This is a genomic window from Streptomyces sp. NPDC091279, from assembly GCF_044757465.1.
Taxonomy (GTDB): Bacteria; Actinomycetota; Actinomycetes; order Streptomycetales; family Streptomycetaceae; genus Streptomyces.
The window spans coordinates 247,958-260,276 of the sequence record NZ_JBIVVA010000008.1 but is presented as its reverse complement, the minus strand read 5'-3'; the positions used below and the strand labels follow the sequence as shown (position 1 = coordinate 260,276).

At 66.8% G+C, this 12,319-nt stretch carries 22 protein-coding genes; all 22 read right to left on the bottom strand.

Translation table 11 applies throughout. The features are described 5' to 3' along the window. Positions 1-180: 180 nt before the first annotated feature. The 22 genes from rplO to ACIQOU_RS21730 all read right to left on the bottom strand — a co-directional run bounded on the left by rplO (position 181) and on the right by ACIQOU_RS21730 (position 12,068). Complete coding sequence (gene rplO / locus ACIQOU_RS21835) at positions 181-636, bottom strand: 50S ribosomal protein L15 (RefSeq protein WP_093824865.1); 456 nt, start codon at positions 634-636, stop codon at positions 181-183. Between the two features lie 2 nt (positions 637-638). Next, a complete protein-coding gene (rpmD, locus tag ACIQOU_RS21830; RefSeq protein WP_055553514.1) occupies positions 639-821 on the bottom strand; it encodes a 50S ribosomal protein L30 in 183 nt (60 codons plus the stop codon). Continuing rightward, positions 821-1,426, bottom strand: a complete 606-nt coding sequence (gene rpsE, locus ACIQOU_RS21825; protein ID WP_007494753.1) for a 30S ribosomal protein S5 — start codon at positions 1,424-1,426, stop codon at positions 821-823. Before rpsE ends, rpmD begins: the two co-directional genes overlap by 1 nt. Positions 1,427-1,466: 40 nt before the next feature. After that, positions 1,467-1,850, bottom strand: coding sequence for a 50S ribosomal protein L18 (gene rplR, locus ACIQOU_RS21820; protein WP_401538445.1), 384 nt, complete (start codon positions 1,848-1,850; stop codon positions 1,467-1,469). A 3-nt stretch (positions 1,851-1,853) separates the two neighbouring features. Further along, a complete protein-coding gene (rplF, locus tag ACIQOU_RS21815; RefSeq protein ID WP_401538444.1) occupies positions 1,854-2,393 on the bottom strand; it encodes a 50S ribosomal protein L6 in 540 nt (179 codons plus the stop codon). A gap of 24 nt (positions 2,394-2,417) precedes the next feature. Next, positions 2,418-2,816 carry a 30S ribosomal protein S8 gene (gene rpsH, locus ACIQOU_RS21810; protein WP_057607912.1) on the bottom strand — a complete coding sequence of 133 codons (399 nt, stop codon included), beginning with the start codon at positions 2,814-2,816 and terminating at the stop codon, positions 2,418-2,420. 212 nt (positions 2,817-3,028) lie between these two features. Continuing rightward, positions 3,029-3,214, bottom strand: coding sequence for a type Z 30S ribosomal protein S14 (locus ACIQOU_RS21805; protein WP_003948630.1), 186 nt, complete (start codon positions 3,212-3,214; stop codon positions 3,029-3,031). 5 nt (positions 3,215-3,219) lie between these two features. Further along, complete coding sequence (gene rplE, locus ACIQOU_RS21800; protein WP_401538443.1) at positions 3,220-3,777, bottom strand: 50S ribosomal protein L5; 558 nt, start codon at positions 3,775-3,777, stop codon at positions 3,220-3,222. After that, positions 3,777-4,100, bottom strand: a complete 324-nt coding sequence (gene rplX / locus ACIQOU_RS21795) for a 50S ribosomal protein L24 (RefSeq protein WP_030039760.1) — start codon at positions 4,098-4,100, stop codon at positions 3,777-3,779. The genes rplE and rplX overlap by 1 nt, the downstream gene beginning before the upstream one ends. Before the next feature lie 2 nt (positions 4,101-4,102). Continuing rightward, complete coding sequence (gene rplN / locus ACIQOU_RS21790; RefSeq protein WP_003992364.1) at positions 4,103-4,471, bottom strand: 50S ribosomal protein L14; 369 nt, start codon at positions 4,469-4,471, stop codon at positions 4,103-4,105. Between the two features lie 100 nt (positions 4,472-4,571). Then, positions 4,572-4,859, bottom strand: a complete 288-nt coding sequence (rpsQ, locus tag ACIQOU_RS21785) for a 30S ribosomal protein S17 (protein ID WP_401538442.1) — start codon at positions 4,857-4,859, stop codon at positions 4,572-4,574. Further along, complete coding sequence (gene rpmC, locus ACIQOU_RS21780; RefSeq protein WP_003998824.1) at positions 4,859-5,083, bottom strand: 50S ribosomal protein L29; 225 nt, start codon at positions 5,081-5,083, stop codon at positions 4,859-4,861. The genes rpsQ and rpmC overlap by 1 nt, the downstream gene beginning before the upstream one ends. Next, positions 5,083-5,502 (bottom strand): 50S ribosomal protein L16, encoded by a 420-nt coding sequence (gene rplP / locus ACIQOU_RS21775; RefSeq protein ID WP_046732372.1) that lies wholly within the window; start codon positions 5,500-5,502, stop codon positions 5,083-5,085. The genes rpmC and rplP overlap by 1 nt, the downstream gene beginning before the upstream one ends. A gap of 5 nt (positions 5,503-5,507) precedes the next feature. Then, positions 5,508-6,329: a 30S ribosomal protein S3 gene (rpsC, locus tag ACIQOU_RS21770; RefSeq protein WP_401538441.1), complete on the bottom strand. Its 822-nt coding sequence runs from the start codon at positions 6,327-6,329 to the stop codon at positions 5,508-5,510. Continuing rightward, positions 6,329-6,676, bottom strand: coding sequence for a 50S ribosomal protein L22 (gene rplV / locus ACIQOU_RS21765; protein ID WP_401538440.1), 348 nt, complete (start codon positions 6,674-6,676; stop codon positions 6,329-6,331). Before rplV ends, rpsC begins: the two co-directional genes overlap by 1 nt. A gap of 40 nt (positions 6,677-6,716) precedes the next feature. Beyond that, the gene (gene rpsS, locus ACIQOU_RS21760) at positions 6,717-6,998 is read right to left on the bottom strand and encodes a 30S ribosomal protein S19 (RefSeq protein ID WP_030619138.1); all 282 of its coding nucleotides are present in this window, start codon (positions 6,996-6,998) and stop codon (positions 6,717-6,719) included. Positions 6,999-7,010: 12 nt separating this feature from the next. Continuing rightward, complete coding sequence (gene rplB / locus ACIQOU_RS21755; RefSeq protein ID WP_401538439.1) at positions 7,011-7,847, bottom strand: 50S ribosomal protein L2; 837 nt, start codon at positions 7,845-7,847, stop codon at positions 7,011-7,013. A 38-nt stretch (positions 7,848-7,885) separates the two neighbouring features. Continuing rightward, positions 7,886-8,305, bottom strand: a complete 420-nt coding sequence (gene rplW / locus ACIQOU_RS21750) for a 50S ribosomal protein L23 (protein WP_401538438.1) — start codon at positions 8,303-8,305, stop codon at positions 7,886-7,888. Beyond that, positions 8,305-8,961, bottom strand: coding sequence for a 50S ribosomal protein L4 (gene rplD, locus ACIQOU_RS21745; protein WP_401538437.1), 657 nt, complete (start codon positions 8,959-8,961; stop codon positions 8,305-8,307). Before rplD ends, rplW begins: the two co-directional genes overlap by 1 nt. Before the next feature lie 2 nt (positions 8,962-8,963). Then, complete coding sequence (gene rplC / locus ACIQOU_RS21740; protein ID WP_401538436.1) at positions 8,964-9,608, bottom strand: 50S ribosomal protein L3; 645 nt, start codon at positions 9,606-9,608, stop codon at positions 8,964-8,966. Between the two features lie 17 nt (positions 9,609-9,625). Then, complete coding sequence (gene rpsJ / locus ACIQOU_RS21735) at positions 9,626-9,934, bottom strand: 30S ribosomal protein S10 (RefSeq protein WP_003948644.1); 309 nt, start codon at positions 9,932-9,934, stop codon at positions 9,626-9,628. Between the two features lie 940 nt (positions 9,935-10,874). Then, complete coding sequence (locus tag ACIQOU_RS21730; RefSeq protein WP_401538435.1) at positions 10,875-12,068, bottom strand: acyltransferase family protein; 1,194 nt, start codon at positions 12,066-12,068, stop codon at positions 10,875-10,877. Between the last annotated feature and the right edge of the window lie 251 nt (positions 12,069-12,319).

The window sequence follows — 12,319 nt, the reverse complement described above, 5'->3', positions numbered from 1 at the left end:
ATAACAGCAAAGCCCCGCCCGGAGTTCCGGCGTGCGGATGGTTCATCCTCACGACGACGCGCCGAACGGAAAATGAGCAGCGCAGGCCACCTTACCGGCGACACTGCCCCCGTGGAACGACCAACCGGGGATACCCCGTTATGGGATATCCCCGGTCGGGATCGTTCATGTCATCGAGTCTCAGACGAGCTCGGTGACGGTGCCGCCGGCGGCGGTGATCTTCTCCTTGGCGGAGCCGGAGACGGCGTCAACCGTCACCTGCAACGCCACGGAGATCTCGCCCTGGCCGAGGACCTTGACGAGGCTGTTCTTGCGAACGGCACCCTTGGCCACCAGACCCTCGACGGTGACTTCGCCACCCTCGGGGTAGAGCGAGGCCAGCTTGTCGAGGTTCACGACCTGGAACTCGGTCTTGAACGGGTTCTTGAAGCCCTTGAGCTTCGGGAGACGCATGTGGAGGGGCATCTGGCCACCCTCGAAGCGCTCCGGAACCTGGTAACGGGCCTTCGTGCCCTTGGTACCACGACCGGCCGTCTTACCCTTCGACGCCTCACCACGACCGACACGGGTCTTCGCGGTCTTGGCACCGGGGGCGGGACGGAGGTTGTGGATCTTGAGCGGGTTGTTCTCCGCCATGATCAGTCGACCTCCTCGACCGTCACGAGGTGGCGGACGGTGTGCACCATGCCGCGGAACTCGGGACGATCCTCCTTGACGACCTGCGTGTTGATGCCCTTGAGACCAAGGGAACGCAGGGTGTCACGGTGGTTCTGCTTGCTGCCGATGTACGACTTCGTCTGCGTGACCTTGAGGCGAGCCATTACGCACCCGCCCCAGCACGTGCACGGAGCAGAGCCGCGGGGGCGACGTCCTCAAGGGGCAGGCCACGGCGGGCCGCGACCTCCTCGGGACGCTGCAAGCCCTTGAGGGCCGCCACGGTGGCGTGCACGATGTTGATCGCGTTGTCGGAGCCGAGCGACTTCGACAGGATGTCGTGGATACCGGCGCACTCAAGCACCGCACGCACCGGACCACCGGCGATAACGCCGGTACCCGGGGACGCGGGCTTGAGCAGAACGACGCCGGCAGCCTTCTCACCCTGGATGGGGTGGGGGATGGTGCCCTGGATACGGGGGACCTTGAAGAAGTGCTTCTTGGCCTCCTCAACACCCTTGGCGATGGCGGCCGGCACCTCCTTGGCCTTGCCGTAACCGACACCGACGGTGCCGTCACCATCGCCCACCACGACCAGCGCGGTGAAGCTGAAGCGACGACCACCCTTCACAACCTTGGCGACGCGGTTGATCGCGACAACGCGCTCAACGTACGCGGTCTTCTCGGCGGCAGCAGCGCCGCCGTCACGGCCCTTCCGGTCCCGCCGCTCGCCGCCACCGGCACCGCCACCGCGGCGCTGGGGTCCAGCCATTGGAATTACCTCTCTCTTTTTCCGCTAGCTACGGCAGGCTCTAGAACTTGAGCCCGGCTTCGCGGGCGGCGTCCGCCAGGGCGGCGATGCGCCCGGCGTACTGGTTGCCACCACGGTCGAACACGACAGCCTCGACACCGGCGGCCTTGGCGCGCTCGGCGACCAGGGCGCCGACCTGCTTGGCCTGTGCCGACTTGTCGCCCTCGGCACCGCGGATCGAGGTGTCCAGGGTGGACGCCGACGCCAGGGTGTGACCCTTGATGTCGTCGATCACCTGGGCCACGATGTGGCGGTTCGAGCGGGTGACGACCAGACGGGGGCGCTCCGCCGAGCCGGAGACGCGCTTGCGAATCCGGATGTGGCGGCGCTTGATGGCGGCGCGCTTGTACGCGTCGCCCTTCAGAATCTTCTGCCCGTATGCCATGGCTTACTTACCCGCCTTTCCGACCTTGCGGCGGATGACTTCGCCCTCGTACTTGACGCCCTTGGCCTTGTACGGGTCGGGCTTGCGCAGCTTGCGGATGTTGGCCGCAACCTCGCCGACCTTCTGCTTGTCGATGCCCTCGACCTGGAAGCGGGTCGGGGTCTCCACCTTGAAGGTGATTCCCTCGGGCGCCTCGACGGTGATCGGGTGGCTGTAGCCGAGAGCGAACTCAAGGTTCGAACCCTTGGCCGTCACGCGGTAACCGACACCGCTGATTTCGAGCTTCTTCACGTAACCCTGGGTCACGCCGGTGATCATGTTCGCCACCAGCGTGCGGGACAGGCCGTGCAGGGCCTTGTTCTGACGCTCGTCGTTGGGGCGGGTGACGCTGAGCACGCCGTCCTCACCCTTGGCGATGTCGATCGGCGCGGCAACGGTGTGGGTCAGCGAGCCCTTGGGGCCCTTGACCGAGACCGTACGGCCGTCGATGGTGACGTCCACGCCGGCGGGAACCGTGATGGGGAGCTTGCCAATACGCGACATAGCTGTTTCCTCCGTTCCCTTCCGCTACCAGACGTAGGCGAGGACTTCCCCACCCACGCCCTTCTTGCCGGCCTGCTTGTCGGTGAGGAGACCGTGCGACGTGGAGATGATCGCCACGCCGAGGCCGCCAAGCACCTTGGGCAGGGAGGTGGACTTCGCGTAAACCCGGAGACCGGGCTTGGAGATCCGCTTGATGCCCGCGATGGAGCGCTCACGGTTGGGGCCGAACTTCAGCTCCAGGACGAGGGACTTGCCGACCTCGGCGTCCTCGACCTTCCAGCCCGTGATGAAGCCCTCCTGCTGGAGGATCTCCGCGATGTGAGACTTGATCTTCGATGCCGGCATCGTCACGGAGTCGTGGTACGCCGAGTTCGCGTTCCGCAGACGTGTCAGCATGTCTGCGATCGGATCAGTCATGGTCATGAATTGGCCTTCGGCCTCTCTCGCCGGGGTTTCCTGGTGCGCCATCCCTCTCCCCGATCCGAGACGGGACGGGTGCGGCGCGGTGGACCTACGGCGTAGTAAGTCGTACGGGCGTGACAGGCGCCCAACCCCGCAAGCCTAATGCATGCGGGGACGGGCCCCTGTCCACCCAGATGCTTACCGAGAGCCCTGAAAGTTCCGGATTACCGGGACTACCAGGAGCTCTTGGTCACGCCCGGCAGCTCGCCACGGTGAGCCATCTCACGAAGGCACACGCGGCAGAGGCCGAACTTGCGGTACACGGAGTGCGGACGGCCGCAGCGCTGGCAGCGCGTGTAGCCCCGTACCCCGAACTTCGGCTTGCGAGCAGCCTTGGCAATCAGAGCCTTCTTCGCCATCTCGCTCACGCCTCCTTGAACGGGAAGCCGAGGTGACGAAGGAGCGCACGGCCCTCAGCGTCGTTGGTCGCCGTGGTGACCACGGTGATGTCCATACCCCGGACGCGGTCGATCTTGTCCTGGTCGATCTCGTGGAACATGACCTGCTCCGTGAGACCGAAGGTGTAGTTGCCACGGCCGTCGAACTGCTTGGGGGACAGACCGCGGAAGTCGCGGATGCGCGGGAGCGCCAGCGACAGGGTGCGGTCCAGGAACTCCCACATGCGGTCGCCACGGAGCGTGACGTGGGCACCGATCGGCTGACCCTCGCGCAGCTTGAACTGCGCGATGGACTTCCGGGCCTTGGTGACGGCCGGCTTCTGACCGGTGATCGTGGTCAGGTCGCGGATCGCGCCCTCGATGAGCTTCGAGTCACGGGCGGCGTCGCCGACACCCATGTTGACCACGATCTTGACGAGACCGGGGATCTGCATGACGTTCTCGTACTTGAACTCGTCACGCAGCTTGCCCGCGATCTCCTCGCGGTACTTCGTCTTGAGACGCGGGTTGGTGGTGGTAGCCATCAGATGTCCTCACCCGTCCGCTTGGCAACGCGGATCTTGTTGCCCTCGTCGTCGAAGCGGTAACCGACACGCGTGACAACCTTGTTGCCGTCCTTCTCAACGACCAGCTGGACGTTGGAGACGTGGATCGGCGCCTCGGTCGTGACGATGCCACCGGCCTGCGAGCCCTTGGCGGTGGGACCGGCCTTGGTGTGCTTCTTGACCCGGTTGACACCCTCGACCAGGACGCGGTCCTCGCGGGGGAAGGCCGCGATGACCTTGCCCTGCTTGCCCTTGTCCTTGCCGGTGATGACCTGAACCAGGTCGCCCTTCTTGATCTTCATGCTTACAGCACCTCCGGAGCCAGCGAGATGATCTTCATGAACTTCTTCTCGCGCAGCTCACGCCCGACCGGGCCGAAGATGCGGGTGCCGCGAGGGTCGCCGTCGTTCTTCAGAATGACGGCGGCGTTCTCGTCGAAGCGGATGTACGAGCCGTCCGGACGGCGACGCTCCTTGACGGTGCGAACGATGACCGCCTTGATGACGTCACCCTTCTTCACGTTGCCACCGGGGATCGCGTCCTTGACGGTGGCGACGATGACGTCACCGATGCCCGCGTAGCGGCGACCGGAGCCACCGAGCACACGGATGCAAAGAATTTCCTTCGCACCTGTGTTGTCGGCGACGCGCAGTCGCGACTCCTGCTGGATCACGTCTATCTCCTGTGTGTCTGCCGGTTCCCCGGGAGCCGCTCAGCGGAGCGGCTCCCGGAGCCTGGCGGAACTGTCCTGCGAGGTTTGCCCCGCAGGAGATTTACTTGGCCTTCTCGAGGATCTCGACGATGCGCCAGCGCTTGGTGGCGGACAGCGGCCGGGTCTCCGCGAGGAGGACACGGTCGCCGACGCCGGCAGCGTTCTGCTCGTCGTGCGCCTTGAGCTTGTTCGTACGGCGGATGACCTTGCCGTACAGGGCGTGCTTGACGCGGTCCTCGACGGCGACGACGACGGTCTTGTCCATCTTGTCGCTGACGACGAGACCCTCGCGGGTCTTGCGGAAGCCGCGTGCCTCAGCAGCGTTCTCGGTCACGTTGTTCTCGCTCATCAGGCGCTCTCCACCGTCTCGATGCCCAGCTCGCGCTCACGCATCAGGGTGTAGATCCGCGCGATGTCCTTACGGACGGCCTTGAGCCGACCGTGGTTCTCGAGCTGACCGGTCGCCGCCTGGAAGCGGAGGTTGAACAGCTCTTCCTTGGCTTCGCGGAGCTTCGCGAGAAGCTCCTCGTCACCCAGTTCGCGCAGCTCGGACGCCTTGGTACCGGCCGACATCACGCTTCACCTGCCTCGCGCTTGACGATCCGGCACTTCATCGGCAGCTTGTGGGCCGCACGAGTCAGCGCCTCACGGGCGATCTTTTCGTTGGGGTACGACAGCTCGAACATCACGCGTCCGGGCTTGACGTTGGCGATCCACCACTCGGGGGAACCCTTACCGGAACCCATGCGGGTCTCGGCAGGCTTCTTGGTGAGCGGACGGTCGGGGTAGATGTTGATCCAGACCTTGCCACCACGCTTGATGTGACGCGTCATGGCGATACGAGCGGCCTCGATCTGACGGTTCGTCACATAGGCCGGGGTGAGCGCCTGGATGCCGTACTCGCCGAACGCAACCTGCGTGCCGCCCTTGGCAGCGCCGTCGCGCTTGGGGTGGTGCTGCTTGCGGTGCTTGACCCTACGGGGGATCAGCATGACGGTCAGGCCTCCGTTCCGGTGCTCTCAGCCGGAGCGGCGGCGGGAGCGTCGGCCTTGGGGGCCTCGGCGCCGGCAGCCTGCTGCGGCTTACGACCACGCCGCTCGCCACCGCGGCCACCACGGGCCGGGCGGTCGGCACCACCGCGGGCCGGGCGGTTACCCGCACGGGCCGCAGCGTTCTCGGCGCGGACCTCGGCGATGTTCTTGACATCGCCCTTGTAGATCCAGACCTTCACGCCGATGCGGCCGAAGGTCGTCTTGGCCTCGAAGAAGCCGTAGTCCACGTTCGCGCGGAGCGTGTGCAGGGGCACACGGCCCTCGCGGTAGAACTCCGAGCGGGACATCTCGGCGCCGCCGAGGCGGCCACCGCACTGGATCTTGATGCCCTTGGCGCCGGCCTTCATGGCGGACTGCATGCTCTTACGCATGGCCCGACGGAAGGAGACGCGGGAGGAGAGCTGCTCGGCGACGGCCTGCGCGACCAGCTGGGCATCCGTCTCGGGGTTCTTGACCTCAAGGATGTTCAGCTGGACCTGCTTGCCCGTGAGCTTTTCGAGGTCGCCGCGGATGCGGTCGGCCTCGGCGCCACGGCGGCCGATGACGATGCCCGGACGCGCGGTGTGGATGTCCACGCGGACACGGTCACGGGTGCGCTCGATCTCCACCTTCGAGATGCCGGCGCGCTCCATGCCGGACGTCATCATCCGACGGATGGCGACGTCTTCCTTGACGTAGTCCTTGTAGAGCTTGTCGGCGTACCAACGCGACTTGAAGTCGGTCGTGACACCGAGCCGGAACCCGTGCGGGTTTACCTTCTGGCCCATTACCGGGTTCCTTCCTTGGCGCTGAGGACCACGGTGATGTGGCTGGTCCGCTTGCGAATCCGGTAGGCACGCCCCTGGGCGCGCGGACGGAACCGCTTGAGGGTCGGACCCTCGTCGACGTACGCCTCGGAGATGAAGAGGCTGTCGACGTCAGTGTGGTCGTAGTTGTGCGCGGCGTTGGCGATGGCGCTGTCCAGCACCTTGCCGACCGGCACGCTCGCGGCCTGCGGGGTGAAGCGCAGGACCGCCTGAGCCTCCGCGGCGTCCAGGCCGCGGATGAGGTCCACCACACGGCGGGCCTTCATGGGCGTGACGCGGATGTACCGCGCCTGGGCCCTGGCTTCCATGGTTGTCCCTTCAGTGTTTGTCATGGTCAATCACCCCGCGTTAGCGGCGCTTCGACTTCCGGTCGTCCTTGACGTGACCCCGGAAGGTGCGCGTCGGCGAGAACTCGCCGAGCTTGTGGCCGACCATCGACTCGGTGACAAACACCGGGATGTGGGTCTTGCCGTTGTGCACCGCGATCGTGTGGCCGAGCATGGCCGGGACGATCATCGAGCGGCGGGACCAGGTCTTGATGACGTTCTTGGAACCGGCTTCGTTCTGTACGTCCACCTTCTTGATGAGGTGGTCGTCGACGAAGGGCCCCTTCTTGAGACTGCGCGGCATCTAAACCCGCTCCTAGCGCTTCTTGTTCGTCTTGCGGCGGCGGACGATGTACTTGTTCGAAGCCTTCTTCGGCGAACGAGTACGACCCTCCTTCTGACCCCAGGGGCTGACCGGGTGGCGACCACCGGAGGTCTTGCCCTCACCACCACCGTGGGGGTGGTCAACCGGGTTCATCGCCACACCGCGAACGGTCGGGCGGACGCCCAGCCAGCGCTTGCGGCCGGCCTTGCCCCAGTTGATGTTGCTCTGCTCGGCGTTGCCGACCTCGCCGACCGTGGCGCGGCAGCGCTGGTCGACCAGGCGGATCTCACCGGACGGCATGCGGAGGTGGGCCATGACGCCCTCCTTCGCGAGCAGCTGCACGGAGGCACCGGCGGAGCGGGCGAACTTGGCGCCGCCGCCCGGACGAAGCTCCACGGAGTGGATCGTCGTACCGACGGGGATGTTGCGCAGCGCCAGGTTGTTGCCGGGCTTGATGTCGGCGCCGGGGCCGTTCTCGATCCGGTCGCCCTGGCTCAGGCCCTTGGGCGCCAGGATGTAACGCTTCTCGCCGTCCGCGTAGTGCAGGAGCGCGATGCGCGCGGTGCGGTTGGGGTCGTACTCGATGTGCGCGACCTTCGCCGGCACGCCGTCCTTGTCATGGCGACGGAAGTCGATGACACGGTAGGCGCGCTTGTGTCCGCCACCCTGGTGGCGAACGGTCACACGACCGGCGTTGTTACGGCCGCCCTTGCTGTGCAGCGGGCGGACCAGCGACTTCTCCGGCGTGGACCGCGTGACCTCGACGAAGTCGGCGACGCTGGAGCCACGACGGCCCGGCGTAGTCGGCTTGTACTTGCGGATTCCCATTTCTCAGTCCTCGTCCGATATCGGACGATCCGACCCGCTTACGCGGTCGGACCGCCGAAGATGTCGATACGGTCGCCCTCAGCGAGGGTCACGATCGCGCGCTTGGTGCTCGCGCGCTGACCGAAACCGGTCTTGGTGCGCTTGCGCTTGCCCTGGCGGTTGATCGTGTTGACCCCGGTGACCTTGACCGAGAAGACCGCCTGGACGGCCTGCTTGATCTGGGTCTTGTTCGCGGTGGGGTCGACGATGAACGTGTACTTGTTCTCGTCGAGGAGCGCGTAGCTCTTCTCCGACACGACCGGCTTCAGCAGCACGTCACGGGGGTCCGTGTACGCCTTGCTGGGCGCGGTGACGACGGTGTTCTTGCCCTCGGCGGCGTGGCGGCGCGCCTTGGCGACGCGCGCGGCCTTGGCGACCTTCGCCGCCTTGGGGGCGATGCTCGGGTGACGCGTAGCCATCAGGCGTCACTCCCTTCGGTGTCGTTGGCCTTCGGGCCGGACACGAAGGACTCAAGAGCGGCCTGGGTGAAGACCACGTCGTCCGAGACGATCACGTCGTACGTGTTCAGCTGGCCCGGCTCCAGGATGTGCACCTGGGGCAGGTTGCGGGCGGACAGCCACGCGGCCTCGTCGGCACGGTCGACGACCAGGAGCAGGTTCTTGCGCTCCGAGATCTTGCCGAACAGCGTGCGAGCGGCCTTGGTGGAAGGAGCCTCGCCCTCGATCACGCCGGTGACGACGTGGATGCGGTTGTGGCGGGCCCGGTCGGTGAGGGCGTGCCGCAGGGCGGCGGCCTTCATCTTCTTCGGGGTCCGCTGCGAGTAGTCACGCGGCTGCGGGCCGTGGACGACGCCACCACCGGCGAACTGCGGGGCGCGGGTCGAGCCCTGACGGGCGCGGCCGGTGCCCTTCTGGCGGTAAGGCTTCTTACCGCCACCGCGAACCTCGCCGCGGCGCTTGGTCTTGTGCGTGCCCTGGCGGGCAGCCGCGTTCTGCGCGACGACGACCTGGTGGATCAGCGGGATGCTGACCTTCTCCACGCCGAAGATCTCCGCGGGGAGTTCGACGCTACCGGCCTTCTCGCCGGCAGGCGAAAGGATGTCAACAGTGCTCATCTTCAGGCCCCCTTGGCCGCAGTGCGGACCAGGACGAGGCCGCCGTTCGGACCGGGAACCGCGCCCTTGATGAGCAGCAGACCCTTCTCCGCGTCAACGGCGTGGACGGTCAGGTTCTGGGTGGTGACCCGCTCGTTGCCCATGCGGCCCGCCATACGGAGGCCCTTGAACACGCGGCCCGGGGTGGCGCAGCCACCGATGGAGCCGGGCGAGCGGTGCTTGCGCTGGGTGCCGTGACCGGCGCCGAGGCCCTTGAAGTTGTGACGCTTCATGACACCGGCGAAGCCCTTGCCCTTGCTCTTGCCGGTCACGTCCACCTTCACGCCGGCCTCGAAGGTCGCGGCGGTGATCTCCTGGCCGAGGGTGTACTCGCTGGCGTCAGCGGTACGGATCTCGACGAGGTGACGGCGGGGGGTGACATCGGCCTTGGCGAAGTGGCCCTTGAGGGGCTTGTTCACCTTGCGCGGGTCGATCTCGCCGAAGGCGATCTGGACCGACTCGTAGCCGTCGACGTCGTTGGTGCGGACCTGGGTCACGACATTCGGGCTGGCCTTGACGACGGTGACCGGAACAACACGGTTGTTCTCGTCCCACACCTGCGTCATGCCGAGCTTCTCGCCCAGGATGCCCTTGATCTGCTTAGCCATTCTCAGATCACCGGCCCCTAGAGCTTGATCTCGATGTCGACACCGGCCGGGAGGTCGAGTCGCATCAGGGAGTCAACGGTCTTGGGCGTCGGGTCGAGGATGTCGATCAGGCGCTTGTGCGTGCGCATCTCGAAGTGCTCGCGCGAGTCCTTGTACTTGTGCGGCGACTTGATGACGCAGTACACGTTCTTCTCAGTGGGCAGCGGCACCGGGCCCGCGACCGACGCACCAGTGCGGGTCACCGTCTCGACGATCTTCTTCGCCGAGCTGTCGATGACCTCGTGGTCGTAGGCCTTGAGCCGGATGCGGATCTTCTGTCCCGCCATGGCTACTCAGTAGTCCTGTCTCTCTTACGCTCTGGAACCCGGTGTTCCCATGTCTCGTTCCTCCGACCCACGCGGTCGGGCGTGTCGTGCTTCCGCTGACACAGATGCCCCTTGTTCGAGCATCCCTGTCCAGGGGATCAACACGGCCCTTCCGGTACCGCAGGCCGGGAACGAAAGTCCACCGGGCGCCTGGTCGGTGCCGCACTGTCACTTCCCGGAAGATTCCCGTACGTCCAACCCGCATGGGGTTGACGAGTACCGTGGGACTCGCTTCCGGTCCTCCCGGCGGGAGGCGCGCAGCATCAACACTCGACCGAGCAACCCCGCTAGTCTGCCATATGGAGCAGGGCCCTGGCCAATCGGGCCGGAAACAATACCCCGAGGGTGACGCAGGTCAAACACCCCGAGCCTTGCCAGACGCGGCACCATAAGGGATGGCGCAGCTCCCCACGCCCCTGATGGGCCCAACCCGGGCCGATAGCACGCCGAGGGCGTGTGGGTCCATGGCCGACGTTGAGTCCCGGGTGCAGCTAAGCCGTGGCTGGTCGCGCAGTTCCCCGCGCCCTGGTGGGCCTAGCCCGGGCCGGTAGCACGCCGAGGGCGTGAGGGTCCATGGCCGACGTTGAGTCTCGGGTGCAGCTGAGACGCGGCTGGTCGCGCGGTTCCCCGCGCCCCTGGGTCGGCTACCCCAAGCCCAGCGCATAACTGACCCCACCAGGCCCCCGGCACCGTGCCGATCTGCGGCTCCGCCGCGCGGGCGCGACCAGCCACAACGCCGCCGCAGACACCCACCCCCCGCACCCCCACCCACCAGGGGCGCGGGGAACTGCGCGACCAGCCCCCACCGGACCCGCACCCGCCCACGGCCCGCGTTTTCAGGGGCGCGGGGAGCCGCGCGAGAGAGCCCGGCGATACCGCACCCGGCGCGTCAAGTTCGGGCTCACCCCTTGCTTCCCGCGTTTCGCAGGCGGGCGAACGACGTGTCGAGCCCCCGCTTGAGCAACCCGGCCGCAGGCCGCTCCACGTACCGGTGGACCAGCCAACTCAGCGCCAGGAAACCGGCGATGACCAGCACGACCAGGACGCGCGCGTCCATCGCTCCCCGCAGCCGATTGATGATCGCCGTTCCGGCGGTGTAGTGCAGGAGGTACAGCGGATAGGTCAGACACCCGGCCGTCGTCAGCCACTTCCAGCGGATGCGGTCGGTCGCGCCGAGGGCGATCCCCACCATGGCCAGCAGGAACACCGTGAAGATGAGGACACTCCCCCGCCACCCGGAGACATGCTCGACCTCGTCGATGCGTATCCCCAGTTCGCGCTGGGCCATCAGCCAGCTCAGCCCGAGGATGCCCCACAGCAGCAGGTCCTGCCCGAACCGGTGCATGAGGTACAGCGCGAGACCGGCGATGAAGTACCAGGCCCCGTCCGGGTTGGCGACCAGTTCGAGCAACGGGAACTTCGACACCGGCGCCAGCATCGCCGCCGCTCCCCACACGCAGCAGAACACCACGACCTTGCGGTACGTGAGCCCCGTCGCGACGACCAGCAGGAACAGCAGGTAGAAGCGCAGCTCCGACCAGAGCGTCCAGTAGACGCCGTCGACGCTCCCGACGCCGGAGCCGGACTGGAGCATCGTCAGGTTGAGCAGGGTGTCGCGCAGCGGCAGGCGGTCCCAGACACCCGGCAGGGCGATCAGGACAGCCGTCGTGAAGGCGATCGCGAACCAGTACGCCGGGTAGAGCCGGATGACCCGGGAGACGAAGAACTGCCGCGGCGTACGCCCCCAGCAGGACATGCAGATCACGAACCCGCTGATCACGAAGAAGATCTCGACGCCGATCCAGCCGTAGGACGCGAACCGGAACACCGTCGGCATGATGTCGGACACCGGCCGGTCCCAGATCGCGTTGCCCGGCCGGTCGACGCGGGCGGTGCCGACGTAGTGGTGGAGGCAGACCAGCAGCGCGGCCAGGAGCCGGATGCCGTCGAGGGCGTACAGCCGGGGGCGTTCGCGGCCGCGGCCCCGGACGGGGATGCGCAGGACCTGCGTCGGCCGGTCCTCCAGCGGCGGCAGCGGCTGCCGGTGCTCCTGCTCGGTCGTGCCGATCAGCGTCCCGTTCCGCGCGCCACGCATCAGAACCCAGCCATCCCTGTGTGCGATCCGGAGGCCCCGCGGCCCGTCCGTTCACGCTAGGCCGTCACAAGGGCCCCACAACGAACAGAGCCGCAGGTTCAGGACATTCGGGCCGGTCAGTTGGCCCAACCCTCGACGGGCCGCCCCTCGCGCTTCCCGAAGACTTCACCCGGATGTGGCGAACCCCGCGTTGCGCACACCTCGGCACGGCAGGGCAGGGCAGGGGCACGGCACGACAGGCCTCGGCACGG

Coding starts and splice junctions, on each gene's coding strand:
- rpsJ (WP_003948644.1), bottom strand. CDS start 9,934: ATGGCGGGACAGAAGATCCGCATCCGGCTCAAGGCCTACGACCACGAG.
- rpsS (WP_030619138.1), bottom strand. CDS start 6,998: ATGCCGCGCAGTCTCAAGAAGGGGCCCTTCGTCGACGACCACCTCATC.
- ACIQOU_RS21730 (WP_401538435.1), bottom strand. CDS start 12,068: ATGCGTGGCGCGCGGAACGGGACGCTGATCGGCACGACCGAGCAGGAG.
- rpmD (WP_055553514.1), bottom strand. CDS start 821: ATGGCTCGCCTCAAGGTCACGCAGACGAAGTCGTACATCGGCAGCAAG.
- rplR (WP_401538445.1), bottom strand. CDS start 1,850: ATGGCATACGGGCAGAAGATTCTGAAGGGCGACGCGTACAAGCGCGCC.
- rpsH (WP_057607912.1), bottom strand. CDS start 2,816: ATGACCATGACTGATCCGATCGCAGACATGCTGACACGTCTGCGGAAC.
- rpsQ (WP_401538442.1), bottom strand. CDS start 4,859: ATGAGCGAGAACAACGTGACCGAGAACGCTGCTGAGGCACGCGGCTTC.
- rplV (WP_401538440.1), bottom strand. CDS start 6,676: ATGGAAGCCAGGGCCCAGGCGCGGTACATCCGCGTCACGCCCATGAAG.
- rplB (WP_401538439.1), bottom strand. CDS start 7,847: ATGGGAATCCGCAAGTACAAGCCGACTACGCCGGGCCGTCGTGGCTCC.
- rplO (WP_093824865.1), bottom strand. CDS start 636: ATGGCGGAGAACAACCCGCTCAAGATCCACAACCTCCGTCCCGCCCCC.
- rpsE (WP_007494753.1), bottom strand. CDS start 1,426: ATGGCTGGACCCCAGCGCCGCGGTGGCGGTGCCGGTGGCGGCGAGCGG.
- rplX (WP_030039760.1), bottom strand. CDS start 4,100: ATGAAGATCAAGAAGGGCGACCTGGTTCAGGTCATCACCGGCAAGGAC.
- rplD (WP_401538437.1), bottom strand. CDS start 8,961: ATGAGCACTGTTGACATCCTTTCGCCTGCCGGCGAGAAGGCCGGTAGC.
- ACIQOU_RS21805 (WP_003948630.1), bottom strand. CDS start 3,214: ATGGCGAAGAAGGCTCTGATTGCCAAGGCTGCTCGCAAGCCGAAGTTC.
- rplP (WP_046732372.1), bottom strand. CDS start 5,502: ATGCTGATCCCCCGTAGGGTCAAGCACCGCAAGCAGCACCACCCCAAG.
- rplC (WP_401538436.1), bottom strand. CDS start 9,608: ATGGCTAAGCAGATCAAGGGCATCCTGGGCGAGAAGCTCGGCATGACG.
- rplE (WP_401538443.1), bottom strand. CDS start 3,777: ATGGCTACCACCACCAACCCGCGTCTCAAGACGAAGTACCGCGAGGAG.
- rpmC (WP_003998824.1), bottom strand. CDS start 5,083: ATGTCGGCCGGTACCAAGGCGTCCGAGCTGCGCGAACTGGGTGACGAG.
- rpsC (WP_401538441.1), bottom strand. CDS start 6,329: ATGGGCCAGAAGGTAAACCCGCACGGGTTCCGGCTCGGTGTCACGACC.
- rplF (WP_401538444.1), bottom strand. CDS start 2,393: ATGTCGCGTATTGGCAAGCTCCCCATCACGGTTCCCGCCGGCGTGGAC.
- rplW (WP_401538438.1), bottom strand. CDS start 8,305: ATGGCTACGCGTCACCCGAGCATCGCCCCCAAGGCGGCGAAGGTCGCC.